The following is an 18,644-nucleotide window of genomic DNA, read 5'->3' as shown; positions in this document are numbered from 1 at the left end:
GAGCGTAGCAATTAGGAAGCCGGCATTTGCTCGGGAGCTTCCGACAAGCTATGTCCGCTTTGGCCAGCCGCTGATCCGAAGCAGACCGACGGCTCCCGGCCCAGACTGCAGGGCGGCAATGCCTCTATCTCTGCCGGAGAGATCACCTTTGCCGCTTCCTGAAAGCAGACATAACCAGCGACCACGCTGGAGGTCATGGATGCGCCAACTTCGGTCGTTCAGAGCGGCCGCTACAATGTCGGCTGCTGGGGCATTCATGACATTCAGTCAAAGAGAAGCGCGCGGCGATTTGGATCAATTCTGACCAGGACGGTACGTCACCTGAACGCACGTACAGCAGGCTATCCAATGGCGATTGCCATGACGCCTCGCGTGCAATAGGCCTTTGCCGGAAAAGCGCAGGGAGGATTGTCGTGAGAGAAACAGCCGGGACATGGCGCGTCGGTATCCTTTTTTCGCGCAGCGGCATCACCTCGGTCACCGAAAGCGAGCATTTCTATGGAACCGCGCTCGCCATTGAGGAGATCAATGCCAGCGGCGGCGTGCTGGGCCGGCAGATCGAGCCGATCGCCTACGATCCTGGCAGCGACCCCGAGGCGTTCCGCTCGCTGGCCCGCAAGCTGCTGACCGAGGACGATGTCAACGTCATCTTCGGCTGCTCGATGTCGGGCAGCCGCAAGGCGGTGCTGCCGATCGTTGAGCGCTACAACGGCCTGCTCTGGTACCCGTCGATCTACGAAGGCTTCGAATATTCGGAAAACGTCCTCTACACCGGCGCCACGCTCAACCAGAACACCTTCGCACTGGCCGACTTCATCCTGCAGCGTTACGGACCGCGCGTCTTCATGGCCGGGTCCGACTACATCTATCCGCATGAATCCAACCGGGTGATGCGCGACCTCCTGGAATGCAAGGGCGGCATCATTGTCGAGGAACAGTATGTGCCGCTCGACGCTGATGAACGCCGCATGCGCCGGCTGATGGCCGACATCGAGAAGGCCGCGCCGAACGCCGTCTTCTCGACCGTTATCGGGCGCAGCGCACAGATCCTCTACAGGCTCTATGCCGAAGCCGGCATCGACCGGACACGACGGCCGATCGCCAGCCTGACTCTCGCCGAAGGCGAGATTCGCGTGATCGGCGCCGAGCACTGCACCGGACATGTGCTGGCCGCCCCCTATCTGGCGAGCGTCGACAGCGGCGAGAACCAGCGCTTCGTCGGCGAGCTCGCTCGCCGCTTCGGCGACCGCACGACCGCGACCATGTGGTCGCAAACCGCCTATACGCAGGTGCATCTGTTCGCCCGCGCGCTGGAGAAGGCGGGAACCCTCGACACGTTCCGCCTCGGGCAGGCAGCCCTTGCCGTCGACTACGCGTCGCCGGAGGGCAGGATGATGTTCGATCAGGAAAACCGCCACGTCTGGTCGACGCCGCGCATCGGCATCGCCAACGCCACCGGGCAGTTCGACATCGCCTGGCAGTCGCAGGTCGCGATCCGGCCAGATCCCTATCTTGCTGCGACCCATTTCGAAGAGCCGTGGCTTTAGATGACGGCGACGCTCAAACGCATCCTCAACGACCTCCGGCAGGCGAAGATCCTCGTCGTCCACCCGAAGGACGAGGATGGCGCCGCCCTCGTCGATCACCTCAGGCGCCTTGGCTGCGAAGTCAGGGCGGCGTGGCCGCCGCCGGCCTCGATCCCGGGCGACATCGACACGGTGTTCGTGCAGGTGGGCGAGGCGCCGACCGACGCGATGGTGTCGCTCATCGAGGGCGCCAACGCCGCCGTGGTCGCCATCGTCACTTATGAAAGCCCGACCTCGATCAAGGCGATCATCGACCTCAACGCCCATGGCGTCATCACCAAGCCGCTCAGGCAGTTGGGCGTGCTGACGCAGTTTGCACTGGCCCGCTACCGCTACGGCTATGAAGGTCGACTGGCCAACAAGGTACGCAAGCTGGAGGATACGCTGAAGGGACGCCGGACGATCGAGAAGGCGGTGAAGGTGCTGGTCGAGATGAACGGCGTCGACGAGGAAACCGCCTACAAGCTGATCCGCGACCAGGCGACATCGAAGCGGGTCGCCCTGGTTTCGGTTGCCGAAGGCATCCTGGCCGCACAGGAAGCGATGCGGACTTTCGGCTTCGGGATTACCGCGCAAGGCAATCAGAAATAGCTGGACAGCCGACAGCGCGACAAGATTATCGCATCAGAAATTTCCTCCAACTATCTGTTTTTATAACTCTAACAGCCATTTCTTGTTCCGCAGACTGCCGGACTCTTTGGCCCTTGACGCGGCCTCCCGGCTGTGCAACTTCTTAAAGCACGAGCAGGTTTGCTCATCGGCAGGAGTGCCGTTTCACATTGATGGCTATGTAGCCCTTGGCTCGCGGATGACGTCCGCGCCAGGGGTTTTTTGCGTTTGGAGACTGGTCTTGGCAATACCTGAGAAAGCATCTGCGGACCTCCGTCTGGCCTGCATCCAATTCCAACCGGCCATCGGCCGGTTGGACGACAATCTCAAGTCGATGGAGCGGCTGATCCGCCAGGCCGCCGGGCTCGGCGCAACGGTGGTGGTGCTGCCGGAACTCGCCGACAGCGGCTATGTCTTCGACAGCCGGGAAGAGTTGGCCGCAATCGCCGCCCCCATCCCTGCCGGACGCAGTGCCTTGCTGCTGTGCTCGCTGGCACACGAACTCGGCATGCACATCGTCAGCGGCCTTGCCGAGCGCGATGGCGACCGGTTCTTCAACGCAGCCATGCTGTGCGGGCCGTCCGGCCCTATCGGCACTTTCCGCAAGCTGCATCTGTGGAACCGAGAGAAGCTCTATTTCCAGCCGGGCAATCTCGGCCTGCCGGTGTTCGATACAGCGATCGGCAGGATCGGCGTGGCGATCTGCTACGATGGCTGGTTCCCCGAGACTTACCGGCAGCTGGCGCTGAAGGGTGCCGAGTTGGTCTGTGTGCCGACCAACTGGGTCCCGATGCCCGGCCAGGGCCATCACCTCGAGCCGATGGCCAACATCCTGCACAAGGCGGCCGCCCACAGCAACGGCATCTACATCGCCTGCGCCGACCGCGTCGGCACCGAGCGCGGCCAGGCCTTTGTCGGCCGGAGCCTGATCGTCGGGCCGACCGGCTGGCCGATCGCCGGCCCGGCCAGCGAGCAAGACGAGGAAATCCTCATCGCCACGATCAGCCTCGGCGACATCGCCAAGAGCCGGGCGCTGAGCGAGCGCAACGACGCTATCGGTGACCGCCGCACCGACGTCTACGGATAACCAAGAAGAAGCCGGCACTACCCGGTACGATCAACACTGAGAAAGGGGAATACCATGAGAAACAGAACAGTGATCCTTGCATTCGTTAGCGCCGCCTTGGCCGGCGTCGCCCTGGCGACCACCGCCTTCGCCGAGGACGGGCCGATCAAGATCGGCATCCCGGTCGGTCTCTCCGGCGCCAACAGCGTCGTCGCGCCCTCGGTCGTGCAGTCGGCCGAACTGGCGGTCGCCGAAATCAACGCCGCCGGCGGCGTGCTGGGGCGGCAGCTCGCACTGGAAATCGCCGACGACGCCTCCGGTGCTGCCGGCGCGCAGAAGGCCTTCGATGCGCTGGTCTTCCAGAAGGAGGTCAACGCGGTCATCACCATGGAGACGAGCGCGGCGCGCAATGCCGGCCTGCCGATCATCTCCAAGGGCGACATCCCCTACATCTACACCTCGTTCTACGAGGGCAAATCCTGCAACGCCAACTTGTTCGTCAACGCCTGGGTGCCCGAGCAGCAGGTCCCGCCGATCGTCGACAATTTCATCAAGTCGCAAGGCGCCAAGAAGTTCTTCCTGATCGGCTCGGACTATGCTTTCGGCCGCGGCATGCTGGAGTTCGCCAAGGCTTACATCGAGAAGTCGGGCGCCAGCATCGTCGGCGAGGAATACCTGCCGATGGAAGGCAGCGACTGGACGGCGATTATCTCCAACCTGAAGAGCTCCGGCGCCGATGCCGTGATCACCTCGACGGCGGGCGGCGCGCCCAATGTCACCTTGACCAAGCAGTTGCGCGGGGCCGGTGTCACCATCCCCTACGGCAATCTGGCCGTCGATGAAGGAACCGCCAAGAGCATGGGCGCAGATGCGGCCGGAATCTTCATTTCCGCTTCCTATGTCACCAGCATCGACAGCGACGCCAACAGGAGCTTCCTTGTCGCCATGCAGAAGAAGTTCGGCGCCGAACTTCGCACGCCGAACGACCTTTCGGTGCCGGAATATGAAGGCATCTATCTCTACAAGGCCGCAGTCGAGAAAGCCGGGTCGACCGACACCGCCGCTGTGCTCGCAGCCCTCGCCGAGGTATCCTTTGTCGGCCCGCGCGGCACGGTCTCGATGAGCAGGCAGCACCATGCTCCGCTGACCATGTATCTCGGCCAGGTGAATGCGGACGGCTCGGTCACGGTGGTCGACACCTTCAAGGGCGTCGACCCCGGCGAACAGTGCCCGAACTTGTAGTCGCGCCTGCAATCGCTACGGGGTGGCGGTCGTCCGCCGCCCCGTTCCACATGATCGGGGACTTGCCATGACGCTTCTCCTGGACGTGGTGACGACAGCGGCGATCCTGTTCATCGTCGCCGCCGGCCTGCTGGCGATTTTCGGCGTGCTGAAGATCATCAATTTCGCGCACGGCGCCTGGCTGACGATCGGCGCCTATTGCGCGGTGGCAACGGCCGGCCTTGGGCTCAACCCATGGCTGGCGCTGCCGATCGCTTTTGCCGTGGGAGCGATCCTCGGCGGGATCACCGAGTTGGTCATCGTGCGACCGCTCTATCGCCGACCGCTCGACGCCATCCTGGCGACCTGGGGCCTGGGCATTGTCATCGGCCAGTTGATCACGCTGTGGTTCGGGCGCGACGTGCAGTTCACCCCCAACCTCCTGTCGGGCACCGTCGATGTCTTTGGCGTCGGGTATTCGCTCTACCGGCTGTTTGCCGTCGCCGCCGCGCTGGTGATCGGGCTCGCCTTCACCTTTCTTCTCGAAGGAACGCGGCTCGGCCTGTCGGCGCAGGCAGTGATCATGAACGAGATGCTGGCGCGCGCGCTCGGCATCGATACCGCGCGCGTACGGCTGGCTACCTTCATGGTCGGCACCGGACTGGCGGCGCTGGCCGGCGTGCTGTTGACGCCACTGACCAGCGTCGATCCCAACATGGGCGTCGCCTGGCTGATCGGCTCGTTCATGCTGGTCATGGTGGCCGGCTCGTCCTTCTCGACGTTGGCCATCGCGTGCCTCGTGTTCGGCGGCGCCCAGGTTCTGGTCAGCACCTTCGTCAGCCCCATTTTCGGCGGCATCACGGTGGCGGTCCTATGCGCCCTGGTGCTGCGCATCAGCCCGAAGGGATTTGCCCGTGCATGAGAACCGTTCCACCCCCGCGAGGGTCTGGCTGCTTGCCGCACTGGCGCTTGCGGCAGCGGTCGTCGTCATCATCGGGCCGGCGCTGTTCGACCGCTTTACGCTGAACGTGCTGACCCGCTCGATGATCTACGCCATGTTGGCGGTGACCGTTGACATCCTGTGGGGCTACACCGGCATCCTGACCTTCGGGCAGGCTGCGTTCTTCGGCACCGGCGCCTATGCCAGCGCCATGGTGCTCAGCCATCTCGGCGCCTCCCCGGCGCTGATGGTCCTGGCGCTTGCACTGGCGATCATCGTGCCGGTGTTGCTCGGTGCCTTCGTCGGCTGGTTGTCATTCGGCCACGGCTCGACTCCGCTCTATGCGACGGTGATTTCGCTCGTCGTGCCGATCGTTGTCACGCAGCTGGTGTTTTCGGGTGGCGTGTGGACCGGATCGAGCAGCGGGCTGGTCGGCTATTCCGGCCTGCCGCTCGGTCTGCCGGGCTATTTCCGGCTGACCGGCATCTGCCTCATCGTCACCACCGTTGTCGCCCTGGTCTTCACCCGCTCGGATGCAGGCAAGCTGCTCGTCGCCATTCGCGACAATGAAGCGCGCTGCGCCTATCTTGGCCTCAATCCGCAGCGGTTGAAGATCGTGCTGACAACGATCCTCGCCGGCGTCGCCGGCATTGCCGGCTTCCTCTATGCCAACGCGTCGGGCGTGGTGGCACCTGAGAACACCGGCTTCGTCTTCGGCACCGAGATCGTCATCTGGACGGCGCTGGGCGGCCGCGGCACGATCATCGGGCCGGTGATCGGCGCGATCGGCATCGATTACCTCAGCGCCCAGCTTTCCGGCGACCTGCCCTTCCTGTGGAACCTGGTGGTCGGCGCGCTGTTCGTCGTGATGATCATCCTGTTGCCGAACGGGCTGGCGCAACTGGCCAGGATGGTCCTGCCGCGCCGCAATGAAGAGCAGGCCAGCCCATCGGGCAGCCCTACCCTCGCCGCCGAACCGGCCGGCAACGGATCGGAGGCCGGCAACCGCGTGCTCGCCGTCAGCGGCCTCGGCAAATCCTTCGGCAGCCTGCAGGTGCTGCAAGGGATCGACCTCGACGTTCACCCCGGTGAGCTGGTCAGCCTCGTCGGTCCGAATGGCGCAGGCAAGACGACGCTGCTGCGCTGCCTGAGCGACGGCACCGAAGCCACGACCGGAACCGTCACCATCGCCGGCCAAGACATCAGCGGCATGACGCCGGATGAAATCGTCGCCCTCGGGGTCGGACGCAAGTTCCAGGTGGCGAGCGTCTTCGACAGCCTGACCGTCGCCGACTGCCTGCGCATGGCACGCGCCTCGCGCAACGCGCCGAGCCTGCTGCGCCGCTCCGCCACGCTTGGACTGCCGGCGGCTGCGACCGACATTCTGCGCTCCACCGGGCTCGACCGCATGCTGCTCGGCCGGCCGGTGTCACTGCTGTCGCATGGGCAGAAGCAGAGCCTCGAGCTCGCCATGGTCGTTGCGCTCGAGCCAAAGCTCATCCTGCTCGACGAGCCGACGGCCGGGCTGACCAAGGTCGAACGCACCACCATCGGCGCGACGCTGCAGAAGCTGACCGGCGAGCTCGGCTTCGCCGCCATCCTGGTCGAGCACGATCTCGATTTCGTCCGCGACATCTCGACCAGGATCGTCGTTCTTCACCAGGGCAAGCTCGTCCTCGACGGCAGCGTCGATCAGGTCGTCAATTCTGAAGTGGTGAGGACGATCTATTCGGGAGGCGCCCATGCTTGAGGCAAGACAGGCGGAGACCAAAATCATGGCGCCGAAACTGTCGCTGTCGAATGTATCGAGCGGCTACGGGCCGGTTGCCATCATCGAGGCGCTGTCGCTGGCCATCGCGCCCGGACAGATCTTCGCGCTGATGGGTAAGAACGGCATGGGCAAGACCACCGTGCTGAAAACCATCCTCGGCTTCGTGGCGCTGCGCTCGGGCGACATCCGCCTCGATGGCGCGTCCATGTCAGGTGTCTCGCAGGCCTCGCTGATCGCGTCCGGGGTCGGCTACGCGCCGCAGGAGCAGGCCCTGTTCCAAGATCTCAGCGTGCGCGACAATCTGCGCCTCGCCTTGCGCTCGGATCGCGGTTTTGCGCAAGCCGTGGAACGGGTTTACGGGCATTTTCCGTTCCTCAGGGAGCGCCTGTCGCAACGGGCCGGAACGCTGTCCGGCGGCGAGCAGAAGATGCTCATTCTCGGCCGCGCGCTGATGCTGCGGCCGAAGCTGTTGCTGATCGACGAGATTTCCGAGGGGCTGCAGCCCTCAGTCGTCGAACGCATCGCCGCGGCACTCAGGGAGGAGCGCAGGACGAACGGCACGACAATCCTGATCGTTGAGCAGAACCTGCCCTTCGCCCTCGGCATCGCGGACAGCTGGGCGGTGCTGAAGCTCGGCCGGATCGACGATGCCGGAGATGTGACGGCGGGCACAGCGGCCCGAGTCCTTCAGCACCTGAAGATCTAAGACACGTGCATCCGGAAGCGAGGTCGCGGCAACGGGAATGTCCGAACCGGCAACCAGGACGATAGTCCGGTTCGGGGCGCATTCCGGCCTTTCAGTCTGGAGATCCGAACGTCCGACTAGGGTCAGCTCACGACGACGCCCGCGCAGCAGGATCGATGAGGTCGTTGCCGTGTGCGTAGAGATTCTTCGTCAGCTTTTTGTCGAGGTCGGAAAAAATGCCCATTGATCTGCTCCAGGCCAGCCTCTCTGCTCTAATTGAAGGCTGACGGAAATGTTCCCGGATGATCGATCACAACAGCTACTGCTCCGGCCTAAACGCTGGGCTAGCGGTCAAAATCTGACGCTTCGTACCTAGGTCGGTTGTGTCTCCGGCTGGGTTGAGCAATGACTTAATCATCGTCATCGTCATCCTCATAGCGGCCACGGTCCCACTCGCGGTCGTGATCACTGTTCCAATCCTCGACAAAGACCCGACGCTTAACGTAGCGCTCGCAATAGCCGTCTTCGCAATAGGTTTCGACAATCCGCTCGCGCACCACGCCGTTGTTGGATGAGCTGTTCGAACTCGTATTCGACGATTGGCTCCCCGCCTGGGCCGAGCTGGTCGCCAAGGCCGCAACAGCAAACAGGACAAATTCGATACGCATGGCTCTCTCCTTCGCTAGCTATCACATTAGGCCATCGACCCTGAACCGTCGATGAACCGCGGCGGACGCCGGGACGATCCACTAGACCCTGACGCAATCCGCCATTTCCCAAGAGTTGGGCCAAGGGCTGCTAACCACCCTGAGCGGTCCTACGGCTCCGGTACCAAGCGTCAGATTTTGACCCCCTAACTATAGAATTGCGCCTGAGCTATTAACGGTTACCTTTAGTTTTGTACGCAACTCATCGATTAATGAAGGGTTCCGTAAAAAGGTCCGAAATGTTTGCTAGAAGGTTCCGAGCGGCATCAGATAACTACGCTAGATTAAACGGATATTAAATCGCGCTCATCAAAAGCCACGAACAGGCCCAGGGCAGTAGCCGCCTCGGCGATAGCCTCGGTTACCTCGTCGTTGGATGCGACCAAATCAGGCGCAGCCTGCCGAATTTGGTTCAATGCCGCTTTGATTGAGACGGTGTCCCCATGGTCTGCCCTATTGAGGATTGCAGTAATCGCCTGATCTAGGTCGTGAGGCACGTACCTTCGAAAGGATGAGTTCGGCTCTCAAAGGACGAACTTACAATGCCGATCGGCGGCCTCTAAGCTCGCTTTGACGCGCTCTGCTCAAAAACGGGTCCCCTTGCTGAGATCGCAATGCCCGGCGCAAGAGATCACTTCTCGAAGGCTATCAAATGAGTGATTTCGACTTACGAAGGCCCAACGCTCTAAGCTTCTTCCGGCTATTCTTTGCGTCGCTTGTTATTATATCCCACTCGCCGGAACTTATAGATGGGAACTCGAATCGTGAGGTGCTGAAGAACATCTTCGGTACGTTGACCTCCGGCCAGGTAGCTGTTTACGGCTTCTTCTTCATTAGTGGCTTCCTCGTGCTCGACAGCGCGATGCGAAGCAGCATCTACGCCTTCATGTCCAGACGTGTACTTCGTATAGTTCCGGGATTTGTTGTGGCATACTTGATCAGCATTAGTCTGGTATTTTGGCTGGGAGGTGGTTACTTTGATGAACTATCTCCGAGCCAGTGGGCGGCTAAGCTTTCCAAAATGGCGCTCTTGCTGAATCCGGCGCAGGTAGGATCGGCGTTTGCCGGGTCCCATGCACCAGATGTTAATGGATCACTATGGACTATAGCATACGAATTTCGTTGTTATGTGCTTGTGGCAATTGTGGTATTCTGTCTCGGTCGCGCCACGCTTGTCTTTTCGATCATGTCAGTGTCACTGGCCATAATCCTCGTTAGTTCCATTTCGCAAGGTGTCTACTTTCGCTACGATCTTGGAAACTTTGAGCCCATCGGTAACGTGGACGATGCCGTACGTTTTACGATGATATTTTCCATTGGGGCGTTGTTTCAGCTGCTCAAGGAGAATGTGAGGAGGAGCAATCGGGTAGCGCTTTTGTGCTGTATCCTTCTCATAGGCGGGATGTGCTCGGAACGGCTAGCGCCCCTCGCAGTGGGCGTGTTTGGAGGTTATCTGCTCCTGTATTTGGCGTTTCTAAACGAGAACAGCGTCTTAAATTCGATTAACCGAAGGAATGATATATCGTACGGCGTGTATCTCTACGCATGGCCGATTCAGAAGCTACTGATCATGTGTGTTCCGGCAATCACGCCTACGCAGCTAACGATCTTGACCTTGCCTATAGCAGTCTGCGCGGGCTTTCTCAGCTGGCATCTTGTTGAGAAACGCGCGATCCATATGCGGCTGGCGATCCTCCGCACTGCATAGTTCGGCTGTCGTTGGGCCGGTGCCCATGTTTGAAGACGACCTCGGTCGGAGGCGACGGCTCCGCCCGTCGGATAGACGCGGTTTCGCTCGCCGGACCGCCAGCACATGCTCGACGTGCCAGTTCCCATTGGCGTAGGAGGCGGGCAGAATGGTTACCCATAGTCCATCGATACCATAAACGACGCGATCGCCCGGGCCTTCCGCTGAAGCCCCTCGCGCCTGGCGTCGTCGAGTTCATAGATCACCTGTGGACGGTGCGCACTTAGCGTCTCACTCATGCCTTGAAGCACATCCATTTCCGCGCCCTCTACCTCGATCTTGACGAACGATGGCCCTCTGAGTCCGCGGATCCTGATCGCATCGTCGATGGTGTTCACGACCACGCTGATGCGGCCGGTCATGTCCGGCGGCGCGGCGGCTGTCGACAGCGCGGCGCCTCCGATGTGCCGTGCTAGAAGAAGTTCGTCGTGACCGCTTACCGGACCGGCCGCTTCGGCGAACACGCAGATGGTGTCGAACCTGTTGGGCCGAGCGCTCTGCTCAATCGCGGCAGCGCTTTGCGGCACCGGTTCAAATGCGTAGACGCGCCCTGCCGCCCCCACGCGGGCGCCGCAATCGATGTCGTAGACATACGTAAGTAGCTGCTGAATCGGCGGCTCGTAGGCGCCCCGCGCAAAATCTGGGTCGCCGCCTCGCGTTACGATCCTGAGGCCACCCGCCTCGCCACCAGCAATGCGTTGCGATTTGGAGAACAGGTTGCGGAGCGTTACAGCCAGGTTCACTCGGCCTCCTTCACTCCGCCCTTTGGGCTGGGTGCACCTGACGGCCATCAGGGGAGAGAACGGCGGGCCTGACGGGCCCATTCCAATCCGACATGGGTTGGCCGTAGACCGATACTCTCACCGGGTTGAGCGCTACACTGAGGGTCGCCGTATGCGCATCACATCGGCCTACAAGCTGCGAGGCACTTGGCGATCGCTGCCCACCGCTAAGGCTCAATGGCTCATGATTTTTGTGGAAACATGGACCCGTGTGCCTGGGCGCAGTTTCTGATAGACGGACTTGAGCCGTTCTGCGCGCGCCTCCCACGAATACAGCTCGACGGCACGCTTACGCCCTTCGCTTCCCATTTCGCTTGCCCGGACCGTATCCTCCAGCATCGTGATCAATGCCTGGGCGAGTTCGCCAGGAGCATCGACTTCGACCAGCATCCCGGTGCTGCCAGCTAGAATGGATTCACACATCCCGCCCACGCGCGTTCCCACCACCGGTATCCCGCAGGCCATGCCCTCCACGACCGATATTCCGAAGCTCTCGCTGAGTGACGGATTCACCACAATGTCGGCTTCATGGTACGTCGCTACGAGGTCCTTGTGGGGCACGTTGCCCACGAAGTGAACTCGATCACGTAACCCGTGGCGCTCGATGAGTTCCTCTAAGTGTTCCCGATATTTGCAATTGCCCCAGCAATCGTAGAAACGGCTCAACGCGGTAACCGGCGGATCCGACGAGAGGCTGGTCACGAAGTCCACCGGAAGCGGAGAATGCGGCCCGGCGATCCGAAGTTCCACGTCCGCGAACCTGGCCGCAACCTCACTGAAGGCCTCGATCAGTGTGTGAAGCCCCTTCTCTGGCGACACCCGCCCAACGAACAGGATGACACGTCGGGTTCTGGTGGATGCGGAAGCCCGCTGCTCGCTCGGCCGAAAGTAAGAAACGTCCACGCCGTTACCGACAGTGGCAACGACGCCAGGATAGTCCGGGAATGCAGAACGAAAGGTCCTTGCTATGTGGTCGCTGACGGCGACCACCGCATCCACCACCTTGAGCTGACGGGCCACCTGATCGCGGTCACGCTGTGACAGCCACTCACACTGCATCTCAAGCACGAGCCGATGAGATGAGCTGGCTGCCTTCAGTTCCCGGCACCATGCCCAGTAATTCATCAAATGGACGATATCTGGTTGATCTACGGCGAGGTAGCGACGAATCTTGTTACGATATTGCGAGTGGTCATCGGCCTTCCGATCCAGCCGCAGCCAGCGCGCCAGACGCGGAAACTGGTGGATGATCCGCTGCAGCGCGCGGTCACGCCGCGCCGGAGCCCGCCGCACCGCGAACGGCAGGTCCGCGGGCACCGTGTCGTCTCGGTAATGCTTGCCATAGAGCGTAATCTGCAGGCCTTCGCCAAGCCGCAGCGCCGTATTGTAGACGATCAGACCGATTGAGTTTTGAACAGGCGGAAAAAGTCTATCGTACGGCTGACCGACGTATACGAGCTTCATGTCACTCCCCACCGTCAGCTCGTTTAGGCGACTCTTCTAAGTGCAGGGCGGTCTTCCGGTCGGGAGAGGTGGTCGGCGAGGCGGCGAATGCCCTCTTCGAGCGGCACCAGGGGACGGTCCAATATAGCCTTCATCTTGTTCGTGTCAGGACAGCGGCGCGTCATGTCGCCCTCCGCAAGGGGCGGTCGGAATTCCAATTTCGATGACGAGCCCAGCACTTCGATGACAAACTCGGCCAGCTGTCGAATGCTCATTTCGACGTCGCTGCCCACGTTGATCACTTCGTTCTCGTGCGCGCGCGTTCGATGAACCGCGATGCAAGCGTCAACCGTATCGTCGACATAGCAGAAGGTGCGGGTCTGCGAACCGTCCCCGTAAATCGTCAGGGGCTCGCCGCGCTGGGCGGCACGCACAAATCGCGGCAGAACGAAATCCTCGCTCTGACGTGGTCCGTAGGTGTTGAAGAAGCGAAAAATGGTAAATGGCAGTCCAAACTCACGCTGAAAAGTGCGCAGATAGACCTCTCCGAGATTCTTCACCACTGCATACGGCAGACGAGAGTTAAGCGGCGTGGTGCTCTCGTTTTGAGGAATCTCGAAAGGCTCGCCATAGACCTCCGATGACGAAGCGAAGTAGACACGCTCGGCGCCGGTGTTCTTGCATAGCCTCAGCACGTTCTCGATCCCGGTGATGTCGCGCAGCACGAGCAACGGATTTGCCAAAGTCCGCTGCACACCGACCACGGCCGCGAAGTGGAAGACGTGGGTGAAATGGAAGCGGTAGAACAACGATGAGATGTCGTCGAAATCGTTCGCATCCGCCTTTACTACGGTCAGATTGCCCGCGTCTATTTGTACCTTGTCTCGACTTCCGGTCGACAGGTTGTCAGCGACGACCACCTGGGTCTGAGGTAGCTTGACCAACGCGCGAGTGAGGGCACTGCCGATATTGCCCGCTCCACCAGTTACCAGGATCGATTGCGTCATAATCCCCACCTCAACCGAACAGGTTTAATCGACTGACGCAATGTGCGTCCCTTCGCCAAACGCGGCATCCTCGATCTCGCGAGCGAAGGTGGCTCCCAGATCCTTTAGGACGTCGCTTGAAAGTTAAATGTGGCAGCGCAAGGTTTATTTGACAACGAGGCTTGGGGTAAGCATTTCGGCTGTTCTCCCAATGGTGCATCCATGCTATTTTCAGCTCTGGGGGTTGGCTAAGCGCATACATTTTGCTGATTGCTGTGAACTGCTTCCCCGCGGTAATTGAGGCGATCCTTTATTGTCGACATTGAAGCGAAAGTTGCCAGCATCTCATGCAGACTGCTCCAGACCTTCAGGAACTGGTTAACCGCATCCGAACGCGGGACTACACCATTGGCATCATGGGCCTCGGCTACGTTGGTTTGCCGCTCGCCATGATCTCGCTGGACGCGGGGTTCAAAGTCATCGGTTTCGACATCGACGCGTCTCGGGTTGCACTTCTTAACCGCGGAGAAACCGGCATAGATCATTTGCCTGGTGCTGCCATCAAAGTGGCTGTCGACAGCAAGCGGTTTCGCGCCACCGGCGATTTCGCCGACCTAAGCGAACCCGACGCGATCTTGATAGCGGTGCCAACGCCGCTTACCAAAAACCGGGAGCCGAACCTGTCGTTCGTCGAAAACAGCGCACGTGCGATCGCGGAGCGGCTGCGCCCTGGTCAACTTGTCGTTCTGGAGTCGACGACCTGGCCAGGAACGACGCGAGAGGTCGTGCAGCCGCTGCTCGAGGCGACGAATCTTTCTCTAGGAAAGGACTTTTTTCTCGCCTATTCGCCCGAACGGGTGGACCCAGGCAACGACGTACACACCACCGCCAAAGTTGCAAAGGTGATAGGCGCCGACGACCCATCGTCCCTACAGGTTGCCAAGGAACTGTACGACCAGATCATCGTGCAAACCGTTCCCGTGGCCTCCACCGCAACGGCGGAGGCTGTGAAGCTGACCGAGAACATATTTCGCTCTGTGAACATTGCGTTGGTCAATGAGCTAAAGGTGATTTTTGACAGGATGGGCATCGACGTCTGGGAGGTGATCGAAGCCGCCAAGACCAAGCCGTTCGGATATATGGCATTTTATCCAGGCCCCGGCCTCGGCGGGCACTGCATCCCGATCGACCCATTCTACCTGACCTGGAAGGCAAGAGAGTACGAAGTAACAACGCGCTTCATCGAACTTGCCGGTGAAATCAACACGAACATGCCGCATTATGTGGTTGACCGCCTTGTGGAGGCCTTGGACCGGCGAGCCAGCCGCGGCCTGAGCGGTTCGCGGATCTTGGTGATCGGGATGTCCTACAAGAAAAACGTGGGTGACACACGAGAAAGCCCATCGCTGAAGCTGATCGACATCATGGAGCGACGCGGGGCAGCCGTTGATTACCACGACCCCTACGTACCGGAGATACCCGGAACAAGAGAATACGCCACCCTGGCAGGTCGCCCATCTGTGGATATCTGCGCTAGCAGTTTGGCATCGTATGATGCCGTCGTCATCTCGACAGACCATGATGCGATTGATTGGCAGAACATCACCAAGCACGCAAAGCTGGTGATCGATACCAGAAATGCTTGTGCGCGTAATCAGTCACGCACCGACAACGTCATAAAGGCATGAGCGGCCCAGCTTGCGCACTGGCTTGGTCAACCTGCTATAAACAAAGTCGAATGGTTTAACACGTCGAGCGGTTGAATTCATTCAGCGCATCGCATTTTCCCGGACTTGAGCGTCGAGGCATGAGCGGCCCGCGCTGCCGTGTAAACAGGTGGTGCCGGACGAGGTCGCTACGGTTCATGCGGCGCGCCGGCCGATGCTCACCCCCTCCCCGTCAGCGGACCTTTTGGTCGCCATCAGCATCCTCGCCGGCCGCGTCATTCCGCCAGACATGGATCGCTTCGAATGCGTCCCATGCGATTGAGACGATGTCGAGATCCCCGTCACCGTCGAGGTCGACCGTCCTTGCTCCCAGATGGCTTTCCATCCCTTCGCCGACCAGCTGCTCGATGAACCGTCCCCCACCCAGATTATGCCAGCTCGAGAGGCGAAGTGCGCCGCGATGCTCGCCCATGATAAGATCCGGCCTGCCGTCCCCAGTCATATCGGACACTGAAAGGCTATTAAGGGAACCACGCGAGGTGATTTCGTGTTGCTCCCAGTCGGAGGAGCTGTCGCCGGGGTTGTGCCACCAATACGCCTTAGCGCTGTCGGCTTTGCCATTTTCCTCGGTCACGACGATGTCCGCACGTCCATCGCCATCAAGATCGGCGGCCGCCACGCGGTCGGGATAGACCATTTCAGGAACTTTTCCAACATGCCGAAGCTCCCAGTCTGGCGAGCCGTCACCTGGATTGCGCCACCATGCGGCCGTCTTTGCATCGCCGGTCGTGGCGACAAGGTCAAGTAGACCGTCGCCATCGATATCGGCGAATGCGATCCCTTCATCAGACGCTTCGGCGCAGATGCGGGTGCGCGGCCATGGCTCGACAGTTGGATCGTCAGGAATCTTAAAATAGAAAACCCCACCGCCACTCGAGACCGCCAGCTCCGGCTTCCCGCCTTTTACGACCTGGGCTAGCGCATGGCCCTGAGAGCCGAGCTCATGACTGGCGGCGGGAACCTCTCCGATCCCGTGCTCTTGAAAGCGGTGCGCTTCAATGTCCTCGGCATGGAGCCACACCAGGTGCAGCGCCCTGCCTCCGCCGCGCTGTGCTATGACCTCCCCGCGCCCATCGCCATCGAGATCCAGGGCTGCGACCGCGTCCACACCCTCAGCAAGCCGGGTCCGTTCCCATTCTGTGTTCCAGGCTTCGGACGGTTGACGGTACCAGAACGGACCCGAGATGATGTCTGTGCGACCATCACCATCCATGGCGGAAAAAGCGAGCCCAAAGGAGCGGACGTGCCCGTTCGTGATGCGATGATAGGTCCAGCGGTCGAGGCGGACCGATGCAGGCGGATCCAGCCGATTGATCCACACTCTGACAGGCGGGTTACCCACCCAGTTCGCCCCATAGATGTCAAAATCGCCGTCCCTGTCGACATCGGCGACGACGCCGTTGTGGAGACCCACATCGTCGATCACCTGACGGGCCCAGCGCGTTCCTCGCCCGTCGATATTGTAATGGATCGCGAGTTTGCGCTCCTCGGTCGTATGCATCTGCCCGACCACGACATCGTTGTCCCCGTCTCCGTCCATGTCGGCTGCCTGCAACGTATGGGCGCCCGCGACAGAAGGCTGAATGACATGGCGGATCCAGCGGCCCGTCGGTCCGGCGAGGGGCTGGAACCAGGCGACGTCGTCAGTGTGCTCGGAACTTGAAGTCAGAATGTCGGCGCGGCCGTCCTGGTCAAGGTCGGTGACGAGCGCCTTGAATGCAGGATTGAACGGACCAAGCTCGTAGCTGCGCCATAGTGCTGGATCGCGTGCTGCCGCTGCGCCTGGATTCGACGCCCATACTCCGTGCAGGACGAGATCGACATCAGCATCGCCGTCAATATCACCGATTGCCATTCCCTCTTCGCCAAAGTTGAAGAAGAACAAGCCCACGCGGGTCCAGGAGCTGGGGCTTTCTTGGAAGAAAATCATCACTTCGCCAGGCGCCCGAACGACGATATCAACGAGGCCGTCCCCGTCGAAATCGGCCGCCTTGATGTCTTTGCCCCAGCTGCCGACTGCACCGATTTCCCGACGCTTCCAGCTGGGACCGTGGGTCGGGTTATCATTCGGCCGCGGGTTCTCGAACCAGACGAGATTGACAGCATCGGGCCCATCGGCCGTGACGATGTCGGGATCACCGTCCCCATCGATGTCGGCAAGCACGCCGTCGGTGGTGAACTCGACGCGGGGCCTCGCGATTACGGTGTGGACCAGATCGGGCCACCGCCACCAAGACATCGCATCCTGGGGGAAGCCGCCAAGAACGAAATCTAGTCGACTGTCGCCGTCTATATCGCCAACAAGCTTTACGTCTCCTGAATAGGGGGCAATCTCTTTGCGTTCAAAAACAAGACCCGACTCTAGAATTTCTTCGGGAGGTCCCTTTCCCTGAGCGGCGTCGCAACTTGCGAGGGTGTACCCGATCATCAGGACCGCGATCAGGCGGCCAAACATGCTAAATGTTGATTTCGTAGCGTGTGAACATTTCGTAGTCGGCCAGCAATCGCCCGACGAAATCGCCCCCCGACAAGTCCGACAGCGTCCGCCATTCATCTTGGTTCTCCAGGCGCTGCATCTGCGACGCATGCGCCGCCAGCGCTTCACGTTTTACGCCGATAACATCGCCAACATAGGCGAGGCTATTGAGCGTGGACGGTGCCCGCAGCCCTGCCGCCGTCTTGATCGTCTGCCGCAAAGTAACACGCCACATATTCGGCAAATCGCCCCACAGACTTGTCCATGGCCAATGGTACCAATACCAGACTGGATACTCGAATACCGTGACAGGGCGACCATAGGCACGAAGCGCCGCGCGAACTGCTGCATTGACGGCGACATGATCGGAAGTCGGATCCTTTGCATGGTTCACGAAAACGCTCTGCGGCCGCCATGAGTTGAGCATCGACACGACCGCATCTGTTATCTCATGAACGTGATGATTGGCCGCCCCGTCTGGAAGGCGTAAGAATGTAACACTTTCGGATGATGCGCCCAGACGATGAACTGCTTCTATGGCTTCAGCCTCGCGTGTCGTCCGCAAGGTTTCGGGATGCATAAGGTGGCGATGAGACGCGGCGCCATCGGTGACGAAAACAAAACGGACCTGGGCGCCCGAGGCAATCTTTTTGGCCGCAACGCCACCGCAACCCAGCGTCTCGTCATCCGGATGCGGCGCAACAATGACAGCCGAAGCTGACCAGTCGCCTATCTCAAACGGCCTAAGTCGCAGTCGCAATTGACTATCAAGCATGGTGCTGAAGGTCCGCCTAAAGGTCCACATCGGTGCGCTTCCATCATCCGTTCGCTCGCGTCGTTGAACGCCGATGGCCCATGGTAACAGAACTCACGGGCGTTCGAGACCCGTGTTTGCTGG

General features: G+C 60.7%; 15 protein-coding genes. 9 read left to right on the top strand and 6 right to left on the bottom strand.

Translation table 11 applies throughout. From position 1 onward, the window contains the following. Positions 1–407 precede the first annotated feature (407 nt). From CIT26_RS06790 to CIT26_RS06760, 7 genes are all read left to right on the top strand, one after another. The gene (locus CIT26_RS06790; protein ID WP_425350325.1) at positions 408–1,547 is read left to right on the top strand and encodes a transporter substrate-binding domain-containing protein; all 1,140 of its coding nucleotides are present in this window, start codon (positions 408–410) and stop codon (positions 1,545–1,547) included. Then, positions 1,548–2,177: an ANTAR domain-containing response regulator gene (locus tag CIT26_RS06785; protein WP_095491843.1), complete on the top strand. Its 630-nt coding sequence runs from the start codon at positions 1,548–1,550 to the stop codon at positions 2,175–2,177. A 259-nt stretch (positions 2,178–2,436) separates the two neighbouring features. Further along, a complete protein-coding gene (locus CIT26_RS06780; RefSeq protein WP_245319209.1) occupies positions 2,437–3,282 on the top strand; it encodes a nitrilase family protein in 846 nt (281 codons plus the stop codon). Between the two features lie 54 nt (positions 3,283–3,336). Next, positions 3,337–4,503 (top strand): substrate-binding protein, encoded by a 1,167-nt coding sequence (locus tag CIT26_RS06775; RefSeq protein ID WP_095491842.1) that lies wholly within the window; start codon positions 3,337–3,339, stop codon positions 4,501–4,503. Positions 4,504–4,570: 67 nt separating this feature from the next. After that, complete coding sequence (locus CIT26_RS06770) at positions 4,571–5,404, top strand: branched-chain amino acid ABC transporter permease (protein WP_095491841.1); 834 nt, start codon at positions 4,571–4,573, stop codon at positions 5,402–5,404. Beyond that, on the top strand, positions 5,397–7,172 hold the full coding sequence (locus tag CIT26_RS06765) for a branched-chain amino acid ABC transporter ATP-binding protein/permease (RefSeq protein ID WP_095491840.1): 1,776 nt from the start codon (positions 5,397–5,399) through the stop codon (positions 7,170–7,172). Before CIT26_RS06770 ends, CIT26_RS06765 begins: the two co-directional genes overlap by 8 nt. Beyond that, complete coding sequence (locus CIT26_RS06760; protein ID WP_425350324.1) at positions 7,165–7,899, top strand: ABC transporter ATP-binding protein; 735 nt, start codon at positions 7,165–7,167, stop codon at positions 7,897–7,899. Before CIT26_RS06765 ends, CIT26_RS06760 begins: the two co-directional genes overlap by 8 nt. Positions 7,900–8,288: 389 nt before the next feature. Here the strand turns inward: CIT26_RS06760 and CIT26_RS06755 are convergent, their stop codons facing one another. Then, the gene (locus tag CIT26_RS06755) at positions 8,289–8,546 is read right to left on the bottom strand and encodes a hypothetical protein (RefSeq protein WP_245319208.1); all 258 of its coding nucleotides are present in this window, start codon (positions 8,544–8,546) and stop codon (positions 8,289–8,291) included. 691 nt (positions 8,547–9,237) lie between these two features. On the opposite strand from CIT26_RS06755, the gene CIT26_RS06745 reads away from it, so the two are divergent. Then, positions 9,238–10,293 (top strand): acyltransferase family protein, encoded by a 1,056-nt coding sequence (locus tag CIT26_RS06745; protein WP_095491838.1) that lies wholly within the window; start codon positions 9,238–9,240, stop codon positions 10,291–10,293. A gap of 152 nt (positions 10,294–10,445) precedes the next feature. Here the strand turns inward: CIT26_RS06745 and CIT26_RS06740 are convergent, their stop codons facing one another. The 3 genes from CIT26_RS06740 to CIT26_RS06730 all read right to left on the bottom strand — a co-directional run bounded on the left by CIT26_RS06740 (position 10,446) and on the right by CIT26_RS06730 (position 13,564). Next, a complete protein-coding gene (locus CIT26_RS06740; RefSeq protein ID WP_245319206.1) occupies positions 10,446–11,075 on the bottom strand; it encodes an FkbM family methyltransferase in 630 nt (209 codons plus the stop codon). Between the two features lie 213 nt (positions 11,076–11,288). Then, complete coding sequence (locus tag CIT26_RS06735; RefSeq protein WP_095491837.1) at positions 11,289–12,578, bottom strand: glycosyltransferase family 4 protein; 1,290 nt, start codon at positions 12,576–12,578, stop codon at positions 11,289–11,291. Positions 12,579–12,601: 23 nt separating this feature from the next. Continuing rightward, the gene (locus tag CIT26_RS06730; RefSeq protein WP_167391307.1) at positions 12,602–13,564 is read right to left on the bottom strand and encodes an NAD-dependent epimerase/dehydratase family protein; all 963 of its coding nucleotides are present in this window, start codon (positions 13,562–13,564) and stop codon (positions 12,602–12,604) included. Between the two features lie 326 nt (positions 13,565–13,890). On the opposite strand from CIT26_RS06730, the gene CIT26_RS06725 reads away from it, so the two are divergent. After that, a complete protein-coding gene (locus CIT26_RS06725; RefSeq protein WP_095491836.1) occupies positions 13,891–15,231 on the top strand; it encodes a nucleotide sugar dehydrogenase in 1,341 nt (446 codons plus the stop codon). Positions 15,232–15,442: 211 nt separating this feature from the next. Here CIT26_RS06725 and CIT26_RS06720 read toward each other — a convergent pair whose 3' ends face one another. Both CIT26_RS06720 and CIT26_RS06715 read right to left on the bottom strand, forming a co-directional pair. Then, a complete protein-coding gene (locus CIT26_RS06720) occupies positions 15,443–17,725 on the bottom strand; it encodes an FG-GAP repeat domain-containing protein (protein WP_245319204.1) in 2,283 nt (760 codons plus the stop codon). A 1-nt stretch (position 17,726) separates the two neighbouring features. Continuing rightward, the gene (locus CIT26_RS06715; RefSeq protein ID WP_095491835.1) at positions 17,727–18,551 is read right to left on the bottom strand and encodes a PIG-L deacetylase family protein; all 825 of its coding nucleotides are present in this window, start codon (positions 18,549–18,551) and stop codon (positions 17,727–17,729) included. Positions 18,552–18,644: the final 93 nt, after the last annotated feature.

Origin of the sequence: Mesorhizobium temperatum (assembly GCF_002284575.1) — a bacterium.
Classification (GTDB): domain Bacteria; phylum Pseudomonadota; class Alphaproteobacteria; order Rhizobiales; family Rhizobiaceae; genus Mesorhizobium; species Mesorhizobium temperatum.
This window is presented reverse-complemented; position numbering and strand designations above follow the sequence as displayed.

Bases quoted from the DNA above. Each gene is read 5' to 3' on its own strand.
- CIT26_RS06735 (WP_095491837.1), bottom strand. From the start codon at position 12,578: ATGAAGCTCGTATACGTCGGTCAGCCGTACGATAGACTTTTTCCGCCT.
- CIT26_RS06715 (WP_095491835.1), bottom strand. From the start codon at position 18,551: ATGTGGACCTTTAGGCGGACCTTCAGCACCATGCTTGATAGTCAATTG.
- CIT26_RS06785 (WP_095491843.1), top strand. From the start codon at position 1,548: ATGACGGCGACGCTCAAACGCATCCTCAACGACCTCCGGCAGGCGAAG.
- CIT26_RS06775 (WP_095491842.1), top strand. From the start codon at position 3,337: ATGAGAAACAGAACAGTGATCCTTGCATTCGTTAGCGCCGCCTTGGCC.
- CIT26_RS06770 (WP_095491841.1), top strand. From the start codon at position 4,571: ATGACGCTTCTCCTGGACGTGGTGACGACAGCGGCGATCCTGTTCATC.
- CIT26_RS06755 (WP_245319208.1), bottom strand. From the start codon at position 8,546: ATGCGTATCGAATTTGTCCTGTTTGCTGTTGCGGCCTTGGCGACCAGC.
- CIT26_RS06730 (WP_167391307.1), bottom strand. From the start codon at position 13,564: ATGACGCAATCGATCCTGGTAACTGGTGGAGCGGGCAATATCGGCAGT.
- CIT26_RS06745 (WP_095491838.1), top strand. From the start codon at position 9,238: ATGAGTGATTTCGACTTACGAAGGCCCAACGCTCTAAGCTTCTTCCGG.
- CIT26_RS06720 (WP_245319204.1), bottom strand. From the start codon at position 17,725: ATGTTTGGCCGCCTGATCGCGGTCCTGATGATCGGGTACACCCTCGCA.
- CIT26_RS06760 (WP_425350324.1), top strand. From the start codon at position 7,165: ATGCTTGAGGCAAGACAGGCGGAGACCAAAATCATGGCGCCGAAACTG.
- CIT26_RS06725 (WP_095491836.1), top strand. From the start codon at position 13,891: ATGCAGACTGCTCCAGACCTTCAGGAACTGGTTAACCGCATCCGAACG.